Genomic DNA, 17,319 nt, shown 5'->3' with positions numbered 1-17,319 from the left:
GATGCGGTCGTTCGTCGCCGTCGATCTCGGCGCCACCAGCGGCAGGGTCATGCTCGGCAGGGTCGCGGCGGCGGGCACGGTGGAACTGACGCAGCTGCGGCGGTTCGTCACCGGCCCGAAGCAGCGGCAGGAAGGGGGCCTGCGCTGGGACGTGCGAGCCATGTACGGCGAGATCCTCGCCGGGCTGCGCGAGGCTCGGGAGGCGGAACCGGTCTCGATCGGCATCGACTCCTGGGCTGTCGACTACGGCCTCATCGGAGCCGACGGAAAGCTCGAAGGCGATGTGCGCTGCTACCGCGATCCCCGCACCGAAGGCATGGCCGACAAACTGCGGGAGTCGGTGCCCGACGACCTGCTGTACCGCATCACCGGCCTGCAGTACCTGCCGTTCAACACCGTCTACCAGTTGCTTTCCGAACCGGTGGAGCGGCTGGATGGCTCGACGATGCTGCTGCTTCCGGACCTGATCGGCTACTGGTTGACGGGAGAGGTCGGCGCAGAGGTCACCAACGCGTCCACCACCGCGCTGCTCGACGCGACCACGAGGCGGTGGTCGACCGAACTGCTCGAAAGGACCGCGATCCCGCCGAGCCTGCTGCCGCCGCTTCGGCAGCCGGGGGAGCCGATCGGGCGCTCACCGGACGGCACGCCGGTGGTCGCGGTCGCCTCGCACGACACGGCCTCGGCCGTCGCGGCGGTGCCCGCGACCGGCGACGACTTCGGCTACATCTCGTGCGGCACCTGGTCCCTGGTCGGGCTGCGGCTGCCCGCACCCGTGCTGACGGAGCGGGCACGGCGGGCCAACTTCACCAACGAGGCGGGCATCGACGGCACGGTGCGGTTCCTGCGCAACACCATGGGGCTGTGGCTGCTCAGCGAGTCGCTTCGGGTGTGGCGGGAACGCGGGCTCGGTATCAGGTTGGAACAGGTGCTGCACGAGGCGATGAAACAACGACCGTTCGCTTCGCTGATCGATCCGGACGACCCGGCTTTCCTGGCGCCCGGCGACATGCCTGCCCGTATCGCGCGAGCGTGTCGGGACAGCGGGCAGCCGGTGCCGGAAAGCCCGCAGGCGGTGGTCCGCACGATCCTGGAGTCATTGGCGCTCGCGCACGCGGCGTCCCTGCGCACGGCCGCGGAGCTGGCGGGCCGTGAGCTGCGCGTGGTTCACCTGGTGGGTGGCGGGGCGCTGAACGAACCCCTGTGCCAGTTCACAGCGGACGCCTGCGGGCTGCCCGTACTGGCGGGCCCGGTGGAGGCGAGCGCGCTCGGCAACGTGCTGGTGCAGGCCAGGGCTGCTGGGCTGCTCGAAGACGGCCTGGTCGCGGCACCGCCCGCGCGTTACGATCCCGTGGGCGACAGGGCCGCGTGGTCGGCCGCGGCGGAGCGGGTGGGTCTTGGTGATTCAGGTGGGTAGTCCACGCGCCGCTTTGTTCGCCACCTGCCTCACCGACACGCTCTACCCGGAGACGGCCAAGGCGGTGGTGCGGCTACTGGAACGGCTCGGCTGCACCGTGGACTTCCCGCTGGAGCAGACCTGCTGCGGGCAACTGCACTTCAACACCGGATACGCCGACGAGGCGAGGTCGCTGGCACACCGCTACGCCGAGGTGTTCGACGGCTACGACTACGTGGTGGCGCCGTCCGGGTCGTGTGCCGGAATGGTTCGCGAGGTGCACCCGGGGTTGTGCGGTTCGAGCTTGCCCGTCGAGCGCACCTACGAGCTCAGCGAGTTCCTTGTGGACGTGCTCGCGGTGACCGACGTCGGTGCGTACTTCCCGCATCGCGTGACCTACCACCCGACGTGCCACTCGCTGCGGATGCTCGGGGTGGGCGACAAGCCGCTGCGGTTGCTGCGGCAGGTGCGAGGGCTCGACCTGGTCGAGTTGCCGCAGGCGGAGCAGTGCTGCGGATTCGGCGGCACGTTCGCGTTGAAGAACGCGGAGACCTCGACGGCGATGCTCGCCGACAAGATGCGCTGCGTGCAGGACACCGGTGCGCAGGTGGTCACCGCGGGCGACAACTCCTGCCTCATGCACATCGGCGGCGGGCTTTCGCGGCTGCGCACCGGTGTGCGCGGGATACACCTGGCCGAGATTCTGGCGAGTACGGAGGAGCAGCCGTGGGTCGCAACCCCGTGACGTGGCTGGGCAGCCCGGTGTTCGCGAAGGCGGCGCACACCGCGCTGGCCGACACGCAGCTTCGGCGCAACCTGCGCAAGGCGACCACCACCATCCGGGACAAGCGCGCTTCGGCCGTCGCCGAGCTGGACGACTGGGAAGAGCTGCGCAAAGCGGGCGAGGCCATCAAGGACGACGTGCTGGCCAACCTCGACACCTACCTGCTGCGGCTCGAGGAGTCGGTTACCGCGAGGGGCGGGGTGGTGCACTGGGCCCGCGACGCCGAGGAAGCCAACCGGATCGTGCTCGACCTCGCTCGCGAGAACGGAGCCGACGAGGTCGTGAAGGTCAAGTCGATGGCGACCGCGGAGATCGGGCTGAACGAGGCGCTCGAGGCAGGCGGGATACGTGCCGTCGAGACCGACCTCGCGGAGTTGATCGTCCAGCTGGGCCACGACCGCCCTTCACACATCCTGGTGCCCGCGATCCATCGCAACCGAGCGGAGATCAGGGAGATCTTCCGCCGTGAGATGCCAGAGGCGCCTGCCTCCGACGACCCGCGCGACCTGGCCGAGGCGGCACGCAGGCACCTGCGGCGTAAGTTCCTCTCCGCGAAGGTGGCCGTGTCCGGGGCGAACTTCGCCGTAGCCGACACCGGATCGATCGTTGTCGTGGAGTCGGAGGGCAACGGCAGGATGTGCCTGACGTTGCCGCAGACGCTGATCACGGTGATGGGCATCGAGAAGCTGGTGCCGAGCTGGCGGGATCTGGAGGTTTTCCTGCAACTGCTGCCGCGCTCGTCGACGGCGGAGCGGATGAACCCCTACACCTCGGTGTGGGCGGGAGTCACGCCGGGAGACGGGCCGAGCCGGTTCCACCTCGTGTTGCTGGACAACGGGCGCACCGCCACGCTCGCCGACGAGGTCGGGCGGCAGGCGTTGCGATGCATCCGGTGTTCGGCGTGCCTGAACGTGTGCCCGGTGTACGAGCGCACGGGCGGGCAGGCCTACGGCTCGGTGTACCCGGGTCCGATCGGGGCGATCCTCGCACCGCAGTTGGCCGACGATCCCTCCGACGAGCAGGCCGCTTCGCTGCCTTATGCGTCGTCGCTGTGCGGGGCGTGCTACGAGGTGTGTCCCGTCCGCATCAATATTCCTGAGGCGTTGACGCACCTGCGGGCGAAGGTGGTGCGAAACAGGGGCAGGCGCAACCCGGAGGCCCTGGCCATGGCGGCAGCGGCGTGGGTGTTCGCCGACCCTCGGCGCTTCGAGGCCGCGCAGCGGGCGGGGTCGCTCTCCCGGTTGTTGACCGGCGCCGGGCCGATCGGCCGCCTGCCGTGGCCTGGGTCGAAGTGGACGGCGACGCGGGATGCGCCCGCGCTGCCGAAGGAGTCTTTCCGGCTGTGGTGGAGGCGCGAACGTGGCTAGCGCACGGGAGGAGATCCTGGTGAGAATCCGCGCTGCGGGGGCGGCGCGGTCGGTGACGGTGCCGAGGGAGTACCGCCGCGAACGGAGGGTGGCCGATCCGGTCGCGTTGTTCGCCGAGCGGGTCGCCGACTACCGGGCGGTCGTGCGCCGCGGTCCGGTGGAACTCATCGGCGAGTGCCTGCGTGCGCGCGGTGTGCGGACGATGGCGGTGCCCGCCGACGTGCCCGCGCACTGGCGAGCGCCCGGGGTGCGGTGGCTGGCCGACGACCCGCCGCTGGAGCTCGCGGTCGTCGACGGCGTCGACGGGGTGCTCACCGGATGCGCCGTCGCGATAGCGGAGACCGGCACGATCGTGCTCGACGCGGGACAGGCGCAGGGCAGGCGGCTGCTCAGCCTCGTACCCGACTACCACCTGTGTGTCGTGCGTGCCGACCAGATCGAGGTCACCGTCGCGCAAGCGCTTGCGCGGCTGGATCCGGTGCGGCCGCTCACCTTTGTCAGCGGCCCTTCCGCCACCAGCGACATCGAGCTGGACCGGGTGGAGGGCGTGCACGGTCCCAGAACGCTCGAGGTGCTCGTCGTGGCAGGCTGAGTGCGGGGTTCCTGCTCACGCCGCAGGCCTGCCAGCCGCGCTGGGAGCGGGGGACTCGCGGACCGGAGCGCAGAACTCGCGGACCGGAGCGCAGAACTCGCGGACCGGAGCGCAGAACTTGCGGACCGGAGCGGGGGACTCGCGGGCGGGAGCGGGGGACTCGCGGAACGGTTCAGTGTTCGCTGGGGAAGATGTCGGCCGCGCGGCTGGGGCGACCGAAGTGGAACCCCTGAGCCTGGTCGCAACCCAGGTCGCGCAGGATCTCCACCTGCCTGGCGTTCTCGGTGCCCTCGGCGATCACGGTGAGGCCCATGGCGTGCGCCATCGTGACGATGCCCTTGATGATCGCCTCCGCGTCGGTCTCACCCGGCTCGTCCAGCCCCGCGACGAACGACCGGTCGATCTTCAACGTGTCCAGCGGCAGCTTCCACAACTGCGCCAGCGAGGAGTACCCGGTGCCGAAGTCGTCGATGGCCAGCCGCACGCCGAGCCCGCGCAGCGCGGTCAGCACCTCGGCTGCCGCCTTCGGTTCCCGCATCAGCGCGCTCTCGGTGATCTCCAGGCACAGTTCCTCCGGCGGCAGACCGGTGGCGCGCAACGCCTCGGCCACGGCGTCGACCAGCTTCTCGTCGTCCAACTGCCTGGCCGACAGGTTCACCGTGAGCCGCGTGTCGATCTTTCCCGGTCCGCGTCGGGTCGCCAGTTCCCGCGTGGCGGTGCGCAGCATGTGTCCACCGATCAGATTGATCAGGTCGCTCTCCTCGGCCAGCGGGATGAACTCGCCGGGCGAGATGCTGCCGTGCACGGGGTGGTCCCAGCGAAGCAGGCCCTCCACCGCCACGGTGCGGTAGGTGCGCAGGTCCACCACCGGTTGGTAGGCGACCCACAACTGCCCGCCCCTGATGGCATCGCGCAGGTCCTGCTCCAGCCGCAACTGGCGCTGGATTCGTTCGCGCAACTCCACGTCGAAGAACTCGTCGCGGCCCCTGCCCCTGGTCTTGGCCTGGTACATGGCCACGTCGGCATCGCGGATGAGGTCCTCGGCCGAGCGCTCGTCATCCGGCCCGGCCGTCACGATGCCGATACTCGCGTCGATGCGCAGCCGCCTGCCGTCCACGGTGATCGGTTCGGTGAGCGAGTGCCGCAGGTGCTCGATGAGGGAGCGGATCTCCCCGTCGTGGCGCACCTCGAAGGTCACCACGGCGAACTCGTCGCCGCCGAGCCTGCCGACCAGATCCGAGCGGCGCACTGAGTGTTGTAGCCGCTGGCCCGCGATGCGCAGCACCTTGTCGCCGATGTTGTGCCCGAGCGAGTCGTTGATGACCTTGAACTTGTCCAGGTCGATGAACAGCACGCAGGCCATACCGCCGCGGCCGCCCTCCCGCAGAGCCGAAGCCAGCCGCTGCAGCACGAGCGTGCGGTTGGCGAGGCCGGTCAGCGGGTCATGGGTGGCGTCGTGCTCAAGCCGCTCCCCGATGGCCCTTCGCTCGGTGATGTCGGTGAACGACGTGACCACGGCGGCAGGCGTGGTGGGGCTGCCGTCCAGCGGCCTGCAACTCATCGACAGCCACACACATCGCCCGTCCGGGCGCTGTGCGCGTACGACTCTGGTGCCGGTCGGCTTGCCGGTGCGCTGGCTCTGCGCCGAGGGGTAGTCGGTGGGGTCGATGCGTTGGCCCGACTCGTCGTAGAGCGGGAACAGCGTCGTAGAGCAGCCGATCATCGCGTGCAGCGGTAGGCCGAGTATCCGGCCCGCTGCCGGGTTGGCGGATTCGACGAGCCCGTCGGCGCCGATCACCACCACGCCCTCGTCCAGCGCGGCCACCACGGTGCTGTAGCGACGCTCGGCCTGCCTGCGCGCGGTTTCGTCCGCGCACACCAGCACGTAGCCGGTGTTCATCTTGGCGGCGGAGACCCGGATGGCCAGCATTGAACCGTCCGCCCTGCGGTGGGTGTCCTCGACGACACCGCCGTCGGTCAGGACGGCGGCGGGGTCGAGCCCGGAGCCAACCACCTCGCCGACCGGCCGACCGATCGCCGACCGGGAGCTGTGCCCGTACACCGCCTCGGCGGCGGGGTTCCAGCTGGTGACGACGCCGTCGGCGGTGGTGGCGATGATCGCGTCGCTGACGTGGGACACCAGCGCGGCCTGGTAGTGCAGCGCGGCTTCGGCGGACTTCTGAGCCGTGATGTCTCGCATGATGACCTGGTAGGCGGGCCTGCCCTGCCAGGTGGTGCGCACCGAGACCGACTCGATCAACATCGTCTCGCCGTCGAGCCGCTTGAGTTCGACCTCCGTGGGCGTTGTCGTGGCGCCGGGGCCGTCGAGTGCCTCGATGCGCTTGAGCATGTCCGGCACTGCGAAGGGGTCGACGAAGTCGGTGATCGGCTGGCCGAGCAGGTCGTCGGCCGAGTCGGAGGCGACGAACCTGGCCGCGGCCGGGTTGACGTAGACGAGGCGGCCGCCTTCGTGCACGCAGATGCCGTCGGGGCTCAGTTCCACGAGCAGTCGGTAGCGATCGGCCAGGTCGGCGAGTGCCTGCTCGTTGCCGTGCCGTTCAGTCACGTCGGTGGCGATTCCCACCAGCCGTTCGATGCCGCCGCTGCCGTTGCCCTGAGCCCGGGCGAGGAATCGCGTCCATCTCGTGTCACCGTCGGGAGTCTCGTGGCACTGTTCAAGATCAAAATTGTGCCATACCGGGCAATTGTTTGCCGCCACGGTCAACGGTTCCAGCAGTTCGAGCAGCCGGTCGCGGACACCGTGCTCGTTCTCGACGGGCAGACCGAGTGCCTCCGCCACGCCGGTCGTCCACGTGACTTCCAGTGTGCCGAGGTCCAGCGACCAGATCCCAGCTCCGGTCGCGGTCAGCGCCAGGTCGGCGATGATCTCATGGTTTGGCTCCGTCCAGGCGGGCGCTCCGCCCCGGGTGCACGCCTCCATGCTTTCGTTCCATCCGCTGTCTGTACACAGGCTTTCGATTACAGCACGAAATCGCCGCTAGGCGAATAGTAGGAATCCGAAGCCTGTTGTTGCGTTCTGCATCTTGAGTGTCTCGACGCGCCGTCACCAGAGTAGGTGGCTTTTTCGGTCAGCGCTGCCCGGAAGGCCGCCTCAACCCATAACCAGGTGAAAGTGAGGCGCAGATCATGCTGCGATCAAGAACCGACGGAATCGGTATCAGCGGCATCGGAGCGGTCACCGGCTACGGCTGGGGCCGCGAATTGCTGTGGGAGGGCCTGCTTTCGGGCAAGCCCGCGGCAACGCTTACCGGTGGGTTCGGGTTCGGTGACGCGGACGCGGGCTGGGTCGCGGCGGTTCCCGACGGCGGCGACCCCGCCGACGGCCGGGGCCGCTTCGCCAGAGCCATGCGGGCCGCGGCGAGGGAAGCGATCGAGGACGCGCGTGAGCGGGGCTGGGTTCCCGGCGCGCGCGTCGGGCTCGTGCACGCCGTCGTGCTGGGCGAGGTCGACCTGTGGAAGGAGTTCTACCTCGTCGAGGACGGCCGGTTGCAGCCGAGGGACTACCTCGCGCTGATGCCGTCCACCCCGATGTCGACGTTCATGCAGGAATACGGCTTCCACGGGCCCGCGATGAACGTGTCGGCCATGTGCGCGTCCGGCAACGCCGGGATGCTCACCGCCAAGTCCTGGCTGGATGCGGGAATCGTGGACGACGTGGTGCTCGTGGCCACCGACCTCTCGCTGACCCCGGAGAACGTGCGGCACTTCGTGCGGCTCGGGGTTTCGGTGGTCGACGAGGAGCCGTTGCTCGGTTGCAGGCCGTTCCAGCAGGGCAGCCGGGGCTTCATCATGGGTGAGGCTTCGGTCGGGTTCGTGCTTTCCCGCCGGTCGAGCGAGCCGTACGCCCGGCTGCTCGGCGGCGCGATGTCGCACGACGGGTACCACGTGACGTCGATCGAGCCCTCGCTTCGGCAGGTGCGGCGCTGCTTCGTTGAGGCGCTGGACAACGCGGGCGTGCCCGCCACCGAGGTGCGCTACCTCAACGCACACGGTCCCGGCACCAAACAGTGCGATACGGCCGAGGCCGCGTTGCTGGAGGAACTGTTCCCCGCCGAGGCGGGCGTCTACTCCGTCAAACCGCTCACCGGGCACTGCCAGGGCGCGGCTTCGGCGGTGGAACTCGCCGTGGCCGCACTCGGCTACGAGCGCGGAACGGTCCCCGCTCCACCGCTGGTGGCACAGCCGCACCCGCAGTTGCTGCACGGCAGGTTCCCGGTGGCAGGCGGGCTGACGGTGAAGTCGTCGCTCGGGATGGGTGGCCACAATTCCGTGGTCGTGCTCGGACCGGGCCGGGACTGAGTTGATCGGCGGTGACCGGCGTGCTGCTCGACGCCGGTCACCGCACCGGCCCTTCAGCCTGCGAGCCTGGCGTCCAGTGTGATCGTGGTTCCCGCGAGCGCGTTGCTGACGGGGCAGGTGTCCTTGGCCTGCTGCGCGAGCCGGGCGAAGGTGTCCTCGTCGACGCCTGCGACCTCGGCGCTGAGCGTGATGGCCACGGTGTCGATGGACAGCCCTCCGTTGGAGGGGCCGACCGTCACTCGCGCGCTGACATCGATGGTGTTGGGTGTCAGACCCTCCTTCTCGAGGGTGCCCGCGAGGTTCATCGCCAGGCAGGACGACTGTGCGGCGGCGATGAGCTCCTCCGGGCTTGTCGTACCCTCCGGCTCGCCGATCCTGCGGGGAAAGGTCACCTCGAACCGGGCGGAACCCGAGGAGTCGAGTGTCACGACGCCCGTTCCCGAGTTCAGCCCGCCTTTCCAGTTCGTTGTCGAGTCGCGGCTGGCCATGGTCAACTCCTTCGGCTGGGATGCTGGCCGCTCGATGCTCTCGCCGATGCGCCGGCGTCGCCAGTCAGGTGGCACCGTCGGGCGGCGCGGTGTCGCCGGTCAGCCCGACGAAGTCGGCCATCCGCTCGACGGCTTCGGCGAAGAACGCGTCGGCGGGTTCGAAGCTGCCGACGAACTGCCCGTTCAGCTCGAAGCCGACCATCCCGAACAGCTGGGTCCACGCGATGAGTCCTCTTGCCAGCAGCGGTGCGGGTACCTCGATGCCCAGTTCCGAGACCACGGTGGCCAGCTGTTCGGCCAGTTCGCCATCCGGCTGGGGCTGCGAGTCCGGCTCGCGCACCGCGCCCTGCTGCCACGCCTGTCGCAGCGTTGAGACCAGGACGATCGGCACCCTGCCCGCCGGGGCGATGGTGTCCTGCGGGGCTCGGTATCCGGGTATGGGAGAGCCGTAGATCAGCGAGTACTCGTGCGGGTTGGCACGCGCCCAGCCGCGTACCGCATGGCAGCTCGCCGTCCAGCGCCTTCGGGGAGACGGCTGCACGCTCGCCGCGCGCTCGGTGGCCTCGCCGAGGGAGTTGTAGGCGTCAACGATCAACGCGGTGATCAACTCATCCCGGCTGGAGAAGTAGCGGTACAGCGCCGAGGACACCATGCCGAGTTCGCGGGCCACCGCACGCAGCGACAGGCTCTGAGCGCCGACCTCGCCTAGTTGCCTCCTGGCTTCGGCCTTGATGGCGACGGTCAGCTCCGCCCGTGCGCGCTCCCTCGCCGTACGGTGCGCTCTTTGCATCCCCGCAGTCTGCCAGGCATGAGAGCAGCGCACAAAATAGAGAGCACCGCTCTTGACAGGCGCGGCACCTGGGGTGTTCACTGCTCTTAATTGAGAGCGGTGCTCTCGGATTGATGCGAGGCGGCCGAGGACAACGATTCGGAGGGGTCGATGACAACGCAGCCGCGTTACCTGAAACCGTCGAAGGCGGGAAACGTCTTCCACGGCATGGTCAGCTGGCTCACCAGACACGGCGTGAGCCTGTGGGGCAGCCGGGTGCTGTACGTACGTGGTCGCAACAGTGGCGAGTGGCGCACCAACCCGGTGAACCTGCTCGAACACGGCGGCGAGCGCTACCTCGTCGCCCCGAGGGGACACACGCAGTGGGTCCGCAACCTACGTGCGGCGGGACAGGGCAGGTTGCGGCTTGGCAACCGCTACGAGGACTTCACCGCGGTGGAACTGTCCGACGAGGAAAAGCTCCCGGTGCTGCGCGCCTATCTGCGGAAATGGGCATGGGAGGTGGGCGCGTTCGTCGGCAGCCTCAGGGCCGACTCGCCGGAGCGGGAGCTGCGCGCCGCGGCCCCGGGGTTTCCCGCCTTCCGGATCGTCACCGGCCACTGACTCCCGCCCGCCCGAGGCCGCCCCGGTCCAGGGGGTGCGGGGCGACCTCGGGTGAGGTGGGTCATTCCAGGAGTCGAACCGCGGCCAGCGCCAGCGGATCGAGCGAATCGGGATCGTTTTCGGCGAGCTTGCGCAACTCCGCCTTCATCCGGGGGTCCCAGAACATACGGATGTGGTTGGCGACGGCCGCCGCCGCCTGGTCGGCGGGCTGGTGCCGAAACTGCGCCGCGATGTCGGCGGCCATCCTCGCCTGTGGTGATGTCGTGGTTTCCATCAGTCCACCAGTGCCGGTTCCTCGTTGTGGGCCGCTTCGTGGCCCGCTGCCGCGTTCTTCAGCTCCACCTGCACGGCCGTGACCTTGTACTCGGGGCAGTTCGTGGCCCAGTCGGAGTTCTCGGTGGTCACGACGTTCGCCCCGGTGACCGGGTGGTGGAAGGTCGTGTAGACCACTCCCACCGGCATCCGGTCGGAGATCTTTGCCCGCAACCTGGTAGTGCCGACCCGGCTGGACAGTGTCACGACATCGCCGTCGTGGACACCGCGCACCTCGGCGTCGTGCGGGTGGATCTCCAGCACGTCCTCGCCATGCCATGCCACGTTGGCAGTTCGCCGGGTCTGTGCGCCGACGTTGTACTGCGTGAGGATGCGGCCGGTGGTGAGGATCAGCGGGTACTTGCGGTTGCTGCGCTCCCGCGTCGGCACGAACGGCGTCTGCATGAACCTGCCCTTGCCGCGCACGAACTCGTCCACGTGCATCACCGGCGTGCCCTCGGGTGCGGCGTCGTTGCACGGCCACTGCACGCTGCCGAGCTTGTCGAGCTTGGCGAACGACACTCCCGCGAACGTCGGCGTCACCGAGGCGATCTCGTCCATGATCTCGCCGGCGTTGTCGTAGTGCATGTCGTAGCCCATCGCCTTGGCGATCTCGCAGGCGACCTGCCACTCGTCCATACCGATCTTGGAAGGCATCACCGGCCGCACCCGGTTGATGCGCCGCTCGGCGTTGGTGAACGTGCCGTCCTTCTCGAGGAAGGACGTGCCGGGCAGGAACACGTGCGCGAACTTCGCCGTCTCGTTGAGGAACAGGTCCTGCACCACCACCAGTTCCATCGCCGAGAGCGCGGCGTGCACGTGGTTGATGTTCGGGTCCGACTGGGCGATGTCCTCGCCCTGCACGAACAGCCCACGGAAGGTGCCGTCGACCGCGGCGTCGAACATGTTGGGGATGCGAAGGCCCGGCTCCGGCAGCAGTTGCCGGTCCCACAGCTTCTCGAACACCTCACGCACGGCGTCGTCGGAGACGTGCCGGTAGCCGGAGAGCTCGTGCGGGAAGGAGCCCATGTCGCAGGAACCCTGCACGTTGTTCTGGCCGCGCAGCGGGTTGACGCCCACACCCTCGCGCCCGATCTGGCCGCAGGCCATCGCGAGGTTGGCCATGCCCATCACCATCGTGGAGCCCTGGCTGTGCTCGGTGACGCCGAGACCGTAGTAGATCGCCGCGTTGCCACCGCCCGCGTAGAGCCGTGCCGCGGCGCGGACCTCGGCCGCAGGCACGCCGGTGACCTCCTCGACCGCCTCGGGACTGTTCTCCGGCCGCGCGATGAACTCGGCCCAGGAGTCGAAGTCCTCACAACGGGAGTCGACGAACTCACGGTCGAGCAGACCTTCGGTGACCACCACGTGCGCCATCGCGTTGACGACGGCCACGTTGGTGCCGGGAGCCAACTGCAGGTGGTGAGTCGCCTCGATGTAGGGCGAGCGCACCAGGTCGATCCGGCGCGGGTCCACCACGATCAGCTTGGCGCCCTCTCGCAGCCTGCGCTTCATGCGCGAGGCGAACACCGGGTGCGCGTCGGTGGGGTTGGCACCGATCACCATGATGACGTCGGACTTGGCGATCGAACGGAAGTCCTGGGTGCCCGCGGAGGTGCCGAACGTCTGCTTCAGGCCGTAGCCGGTCGGCGAGTGGCAGACCCTGGCGCAGGTGTCGACGTTGTTGTTGCCGAACGCCGCACGCACCATCTTCTGCACGACGTAGACCTCTTCGTTGGTGCACCGCGACGAGGTGATGCCGCCGATCGCGCCTGCTCCGTGGCGAGCTTGGATGTCGCGGAACTTCTCGGCGACGTAGCCGATCGCGGTCTCCCAGTCCACCTCACGCCACTCGTCGGTGATCCGCTCCCTGATCATCGGCTTCAGCTTGCGGTCGGGGTGGGTGGCATAGCCGAACGCGAACCGGCCCTTGACGCAGGAGTGGCCCTCGTTGGCGCCGCCGTCCTTGTGCGGCACCATGCGAACCAACTCGTCGCCACGCAGTTCCGCCTTGAACGAGCAGCCGACCCCGCAGTAGGCGCAGGTGGTCAACACGGTGCGGGTCGGCATGCCCAGGTCCACGACGGAGCGCTCCTGCAGCGTCGCCGTGGGGCACGCCTGCACGCAGGCTCCACACGAGACGCACTCGGAGTCCATGAACAGCTCGTTCGCCCCCGGTGAGACCTTGGAGTCGAACCCCCGGCCTTCGATCGTCAGCGCGAAGGTGCCCTGCACCTCGCCGCAGGCCCGCACGCAACGCGAACACACGATGCACTTGGCAGGGTCGAAATCGAAGTAGGGGTTACTGGTGTCCTTCTCGGCGTCGAGGTGGTTCTCGCCCTCGTAGCCGTAGCGCACCTGTCGAAGACCGACGACACCCGACATGTCCTGCAGTTCGCAGTCACCGTTGGCCGCGCACGTCAGGCAGTCCAGCGGGTGGTCGGAGATGTAGAGCTCCATGACGCCCTGCCGCAGCTTCTCCAACCGTGGCGTCTGCGTGCGTACCCGCATGCCCTCGGCGACCGGTGTAGTGCACGAGGCGGGCGTGCCCTTGCGGCCGTCGATCTCGACCAGGCACAACCTGCACGAGCCGAATGCTTCGAGGCTGTCGGTGGCGCACAGCTTGGGGATGTCGGTCCCGCTCTCCGCCGCCGCGCGCATCACCGACGTGCCCTCCGGCACGGTCACGGGTACGCCGTCGATCTCGACGGTCACGGTCGCGGGGCCCGGCTTGGCCGGTGTTCCGAAGTCGTGTTCCTTCAGCAAACCCATGGGTTATTTCGCCTCCTTGTGGTTGGCGGCGTTCGACACGAAGTCGTCGGGGAAATGCGTCAGCGCGCTGCGCACCGGATTGGGTGTCAGCCCGCCCATCGCGCACAGCGACCCGTCGGTCATCAGCTCGCAGAGATCGTTGAGCAGGGCGAGGTTGCCGTCGGTGTCCTCACCGCCGGTGATCTTGTCGATCACCTCGACACCGCGTACCGCGCCCACCCGGCACGGGGTGCACTTGCCGCAGGACTCCTCGGCGCAGAACTCCATCGCGAACCGCGCCATGGCCGCCATGTCGACGGTGTCGTCGAACACGACGATGCCGCCGTGTCCCAGCATCGCATCGGCGGCGGCGAACTCCTCGTAGTCCGTGCGCAGGTGGAACTGCGAGGTGGGCACGTACGACCCGAGCGGCCCGCCGACCTGAACCGCGCGCACCGGCCTTCCCGACAGGGTGCCGCCGCCGTAGCCGTTGACCAGCTCGTCGAGGGTGATCCCGAACGCGGTCTCGAACACCCCGCCTCGCGCGATGTTGCCCGCCAGTTGGAAGACCTGAGTACCGCGCGAGCGATCCACGCCGAGTTCGGCGTAGGACTTCCCGCCGTCGGAGAGAATCGACGGCACGCTGGCGAGAGTGAGGACGTTGTTCACGATCGTCGGCTTGCCGAACAGCCCTGTGATCGCCGGAATCGGCGGCTTGGAGCGCACCATGCCGCGCTTGCCCTCCAGGCTCTCCAGCATGGAGGTCTCTTCTCCGCAGATGTAGGCGCCCGCCCCGACCCGCACGAACAGGTCGAAGTGCAGTCCGGAGCCGAGGATGTTCTCGCCGAGCCAGCCGTGCGCATACGCGATGTCGATGGCCCTGCGCATCGTGGCGACCGCGTCCGGGTACTCCGAGCGGATGTAGATGTAGCCCTCGGCCGCCCCGACGGCGTGCGCGGCGATGGTCATGCCCTCGATGAGGCAGAACGGATCGCCTTCCATCAGCATCCGGTCGGCGAAGGTGCCCGAGTCGCCCTCGTCGGCGTTGCAGCACACGAACTTCAGCTCGCCTGGGGTGTCGAGCACCGTCTTCCACTTGATGCCTGCGGGAAAGCCCGCTCCACCCCTGCCGCGCAGGCCCGACTCGGTGACCTCGGCGACGACGTCGGCCGGGTCGAGTTCGAGCGCCCTGCGAAGTCCCGCCAGCCCGCCGAACCGCTCGTAGTCGGAGGCGGAAAGCGGGTCGGTGAGCCCGACCCTGGCGAAGCACAGCCGCTGCTGACCGCGCATCCAGGGCAGGTCCTCGACGAGTCCGTGGCACAGTTCGTGGTCGGCGCCGTCCAGCATCCCGGCGGAGAGCAGTTCGGGCACCGCCTCGGCCGTCACCGGCCCGTAACCGACCCGGCCCCGTTCGGTCTCCACCTCGACGAGCGGCTCCAGCCACAGCATCCCGCGGGAACCGTTGCGCACCAGCCGGATTTGCTCGCCCGCCTCACGGGACAACGCGGCCGCGACCTCGCTGGCGCCCACCGACGCGGCGGCCGAGTCACGAGGCACATAGACGGTCGTCGTCACTGCTGCACTCCGTTCGCCAGAATCTCCACGAGCCTGCTGCGGTCGACGCGGCCGTACATCTTGCCGTTGATCTGCGCCGCCGGTCCCAACGCGCAGTTGCCGAGGCAGAACACCTGATCCAGCGTCACCGAACCGTCCGGGGTGGTCTGGCCGACCTTGACTCCGAACACCTGCTCGGCATCGGCTACCAGCTTGTCCGCGCCCACTGATTGGCAGGCCTCCGCCCGGCACAGCCGCACTGTCGCCGTGCCCGCCGGTTCGGACCTGAAGTCGGAGTAGAAGGTGATCACACCGTGCACATCCGCGCGGGACATGTTCAGTTCGGCGGCAAGTATCGGCACCACCTCGGGATCGATGTAACCGAACTCGGCCTGGATGCCGTGCAGGATGGGCAGCAGGGCACCTCGATCGGTGCTGTGCGCCTCCACGACGGCGCGCACGCGCTCCGCGACCGAGGCACCGGCGCTGTCGACCGCCATACCGCCTCCTCGTTGTATACCGTATACACCGACTATGGTACCCGCACGGGGAAACGGGCACAACAAGCGTACGGTCCGGCGAAGCCCTTGCCGAGGCAGTTGTCGCCCAGTGAAAAAAGCGACTTCGAGCGGCGTGGAAGTCTCAGCGGCGGAACCAGCGCCGTGGTGGCGTGGCGGTCTCCAGCAGGCGCGGCGCCTGCTCTCGTACCGCCTCCTTCACCTCGCTCATGCTGGGGTTGACCAACGCCATCGGGCCGATGAACACGGTGGGCACGGTCTCGTTGCCGCCCGCGGCAGCGCGTACCCGTGCCGCCGCGGCAGGGTCGCTCCAGATGTCGACCTCTCGCACCGGCAGGCCGCTCTTGCGCAGCCGCCTGCGCAGGCTCGCACAGAACGGGCACCCAGGTCGCCAGTAGAACTCGATCGCTTCGACGGCCACATCTTCCTCCCACCTGCACCGTAGCCGTGGCCACGGCTGGCCGAGGCGGCACCCTTGCGAGACGCTGACCGAATGGACTTCGAGGCCGTGGCCGACGAGCTGTACGCAGCCCGCCGTGAGGAGTTCACGCGGCTGCGCGAGGAGCGCGCGGCGCGGGCACGCGCCGACGGCGACCGCGACCTCGCCGAACGAATCCACCAACTGCGCAAGCCGACCAGTTCGGCCGCGCTCGTCAACCACCTCGTACGCAGCAGGCCCGACGACATCGAGGGCCTTCACAGGCTGGGCGACGCTCTTCGTGACGCGCACACCGACCTCGCGGGCGATCGGCTGCGCGAGTTGTCCAGGCAACGCCACGACCTCGTCCGCGAGCTGACACAGGCCGCGGCCGGGCGGGTCAGCGAGGCGGTGTCCAGGGAGGTCACCGAGACACTCGATGCGGCTGTCGCCGACCCGGAGTCCGCTCGCGCGGTGCGGCGTGGGCGCCTGGTCTTCGCGTTGCGCCCGCCCGACGCGTTCGCGGGCGCGTGGCTACCCACCGCGCAGCAGGCCGGACCCGCACAACGCAAACCCGGCAAGGGAAAGCGGCGGGAGCGGGGAGAGCAGCCGGACAGCCGCAAAGGCGCCGACACGGCACGGCAGCGGCGGCAGCGGTTGAAGCAGGCACGGGAGGCTGCCGCGCAGGCCAGGTCGGCTCGCGACACCGCGCGAAAGGAACTGCGGGCGGCCGAACGCGAGGAGGCGAAGGCACGAAAGCGCACGGCGGAGGCGAAGCAGGCACTGGCTGCGGCCGATCGCGAGGTGGCGGACGCGGAGCAGCGTGTCACCGAACTCGGCAGCGAGTAGCGGGCACGGCCGGTGCCCGGGGTCGGTCGCGTTTCGATGCAACGTCGCGGGGGTGGCCGCGCGTCCTTGACGTATGCGTTCCACGGCGTTGCTGGCACTGTTGCTGGTCTCCTCCTGCGGGGCTTCGGTGGGATCGGGAGGGCAGCCGCCCTGTACCGAGATCGGCGTCAGGGTCGGCATCGGGGTCGATATCGGCGCCGGGCTCGCTGCCGAGGCCGCCACACTGCGTACCTGCTGGGGTGGTTCGTGCCGCACCTATCCGATCGAGCTGTTCCAGTCCACCGCTGCCACGGATTCGACGTGTGCGGGTGAGCGCCCGGACGACGTCTGCTCCGCACGGCTGCGGCCCACGGGCGGTCAGCACGGTTTCGCCGACATCGCTGATCTGCCGCAGCGGCCGGTCGAGGTCACGCTGACCGTCACGGGTGGGGATGGTGAGCGGCTAGCGCACCGGACCCTGAGCGTGACCCCGACTCCGCAGTACCCCAACGGCCCCGACTGTGGTGCAGGGGGACCACAGGCGAACCTGGTTGTGGACTCGCGTGGGCGGATCAGCGAGCGAGCCTGAAGCTGCCGC

At 69.0% G+C, this 17,319-nt stretch carries 16 protein-coding genes; 8 read left to right on the top strand and 8 right to left on the bottom strand.

The genetic code is table 11. The features are described 5' to 3' along the window. Position 1: 1 nt before the first annotated feature. The 4 genes from SACMADRAFT_RS25315 to SACMADRAFT_RS25300 are packed head-to-tail and all read left to right on the top strand — an operon-like array spanning position 2 to position 4,139. Positions 2–1,417, top strand: a complete 1,416-nt coding sequence (locus SACMADRAFT_RS25315; RefSeq protein ID WP_009156711.1) for a rhamnulokinase — start codon at positions 2–4, stop codon at positions 1,415–1,417. Next, a complete protein-coding gene (locus SACMADRAFT_RS25310) occupies positions 1,410–2,141 on the top strand; it encodes a (Fe-S)-binding protein (RefSeq protein ID WP_157617305.1) in 732 nt (243 codons plus the stop codon). The genes SACMADRAFT_RS25315 and SACMADRAFT_RS25310 overlap by 8 nt, the downstream gene beginning before the upstream one ends. Further along, a complete protein-coding gene (locus SACMADRAFT_RS25305) occupies positions 2,123–3,547 on the top strand; it encodes a LutB/LldF family L-lactate oxidation iron-sulfur protein (protein ID WP_009156709.1) in 1,425 nt (474 codons plus the stop codon). The genes SACMADRAFT_RS25310 and SACMADRAFT_RS25305 overlap by 19 nt, the downstream gene beginning before the upstream one ends. Beyond that, positions 3,540–4,139, top strand: a complete 600-nt coding sequence (locus SACMADRAFT_RS25300; RefSeq protein ID WP_009156708.1) for a LutC/YkgG family protein — start codon at positions 3,540–3,542, stop codon at positions 4,137–4,139. Before SACMADRAFT_RS25305 ends, SACMADRAFT_RS25300 begins: the two co-directional genes overlap by 8 nt. Before the next feature lie 172 nt (positions 4,140–4,311). Here SACMADRAFT_RS25300 and SACMADRAFT_RS25295 read toward each other — a convergent pair whose 3' ends face one another. Further along, positions 4,312–7,080 (bottom strand): sensor domain-containing protein, encoded by a 2,769-nt coding sequence (locus SACMADRAFT_RS25295; RefSeq protein ID WP_009156707.1) that lies wholly within the window; start codon positions 7,078–7,080, stop codon positions 4,312–4,314. A 206-nt stretch (positions 7,081–7,286) separates the two neighbouring features. Between SACMADRAFT_RS25295 and SACMADRAFT_RS25290 the strand changes: the two genes are divergently transcribed. After that, a complete protein-coding gene (locus SACMADRAFT_RS25290; RefSeq protein WP_009156706.1) occupies positions 7,287–8,459 on the top strand; it encodes a beta-ketoacyl synthase N-terminal-like domain-containing protein in 1,173 nt (390 codons plus the stop codon). A gap of 53 nt (positions 8,460–8,512) precedes the next feature. Here the strand turns inward: SACMADRAFT_RS25290 and SACMADRAFT_RS25285 are convergent, their stop codons facing one another. After that, positions 8,513–8,947 carry an OsmC family peroxiredoxin gene (locus tag SACMADRAFT_RS25285; RefSeq protein WP_009156705.1) on the bottom strand — a complete coding sequence of 145 codons (435 nt, stop codon included), beginning with the start codon at positions 8,945–8,947 and terminating at the stop codon, positions 8,513–8,515. A gap of 64 nt (positions 8,948–9,011) precedes the next feature. Further along, positions 9,012–9,737, bottom strand: coding sequence for a TetR/AcrR family transcriptional regulator (locus SACMADRAFT_RS25280; RefSeq protein ID WP_009156704.1), 726 nt, complete (start codon positions 9,735–9,737; stop codon positions 9,012–9,014). Between the two features lie 150 nt (positions 9,738–9,887). Here SACMADRAFT_RS25280 and SACMADRAFT_RS25275 point away from each other — a divergent pair, with 150 nt between their 5' ends. Further along, positions 9,888–10,340 carry a nitroreductase family deazaflavin-dependent oxidoreductase gene (locus SACMADRAFT_RS25275; RefSeq protein ID WP_009156703.1) on the top strand — a complete coding sequence of 151 codons (453 nt, stop codon included), beginning with the start codon at positions 9,888–9,890 and terminating at the stop codon, positions 10,338–10,340. Positions 10,341–10,401: 61 nt separating this feature from the next. Here the strand turns inward: SACMADRAFT_RS25275 and SACMADRAFT_RS25270 are convergent, their stop codons facing one another. From SACMADRAFT_RS25270 to SACMADRAFT_RS25250, 5 genes are all read right to left on the bottom strand, one after another. Beyond that, the gene (locus SACMADRAFT_RS25270; protein WP_009156702.1) at positions 10,402–10,614 is read right to left on the bottom strand and encodes a formate dehydrogenase subunit delta; all 213 of its coding nucleotides are present in this window, start codon (positions 10,612–10,614) and stop codon (positions 10,402–10,404) included. Further along, positions 10,614–13,424, bottom strand: a complete 2,811-nt coding sequence (fdhF, locus tag SACMADRAFT_RS25265; protein ID WP_009156701.1) for a formate dehydrogenase subunit alpha — start codon at positions 13,422–13,424, stop codon at positions 10,614–10,616. Before fdhF ends, SACMADRAFT_RS25270 begins: the two co-directional genes overlap by 1 nt. Positions 13,425–13,427: 3 nt before the next feature. Then, positions 13,428–14,978: a formate dehydrogenase beta subunit gene (locus SACMADRAFT_RS25260; RefSeq protein ID WP_009156700.1), complete on the bottom strand. Its 1,551-nt coding sequence runs from the start codon at positions 14,976–14,978 to the stop codon at positions 13,428–13,430. Beyond that, positions 14,975–15,457: an NADH-quinone oxidoreductase subunit NuoE family protein gene (locus SACMADRAFT_RS25255; protein WP_009156699.1), complete on the bottom strand. Its 483-nt coding sequence runs from the start codon at positions 15,455–15,457 to the stop codon at positions 14,975–14,977. Before SACMADRAFT_RS25255 ends, SACMADRAFT_RS25260 begins: the two co-directional genes overlap by 4 nt. A 142-nt stretch (positions 15,458–15,599) precedes the next feature. Continuing rightward, entirely contained in the window at positions 15,600–15,896 is a 297-nt protein-coding gene (locus tag SACMADRAFT_RS25250) for a glutaredoxin domain-containing protein (protein ID WP_009156698.1), read from the bottom strand. Positions 15,897–15,968: 72 nt separating this feature from the next. Here SACMADRAFT_RS25250 and SACMADRAFT_RS25245 point away from each other — a divergent pair, with 72 nt between their 5' ends. Both SACMADRAFT_RS25245 and SACMADRAFT_RS25240 read left to right on the top strand, forming a co-directional pair. Next, entirely contained in the window at positions 15,969–16,742 is a 774-nt protein-coding gene (locus tag SACMADRAFT_RS25245; RefSeq protein ID WP_009156697.1) for a hypothetical protein, read from the top strand. Between the two features lie 73 nt (positions 16,743–16,815). After that, complete coding sequence (locus SACMADRAFT_RS25240; protein ID WP_009156696.1) at positions 16,816–17,310, top strand: hypothetical protein; 495 nt, start codon at positions 16,816–16,818, stop codon at positions 17,308–17,310. Positions 17,311–17,319 lie beyond the last annotated feature (9 nt).

The sequence above is a fragment of the Saccharomonospora marina XMU15 genome (assembly GCF_000244955.1).
In the GTDB taxonomy this organism is placed as follows: domain Bacteria; phylum Actinomycetota; class Actinomycetes; order Mycobacteriales; family Pseudonocardiaceae; genus Saccharomonospora_A; species Saccharomonospora_A marina.
Note: the sequence above shows the minus strand (reverse complement) of the source record. Positions and strands in the feature narration are given on the sequence as shown.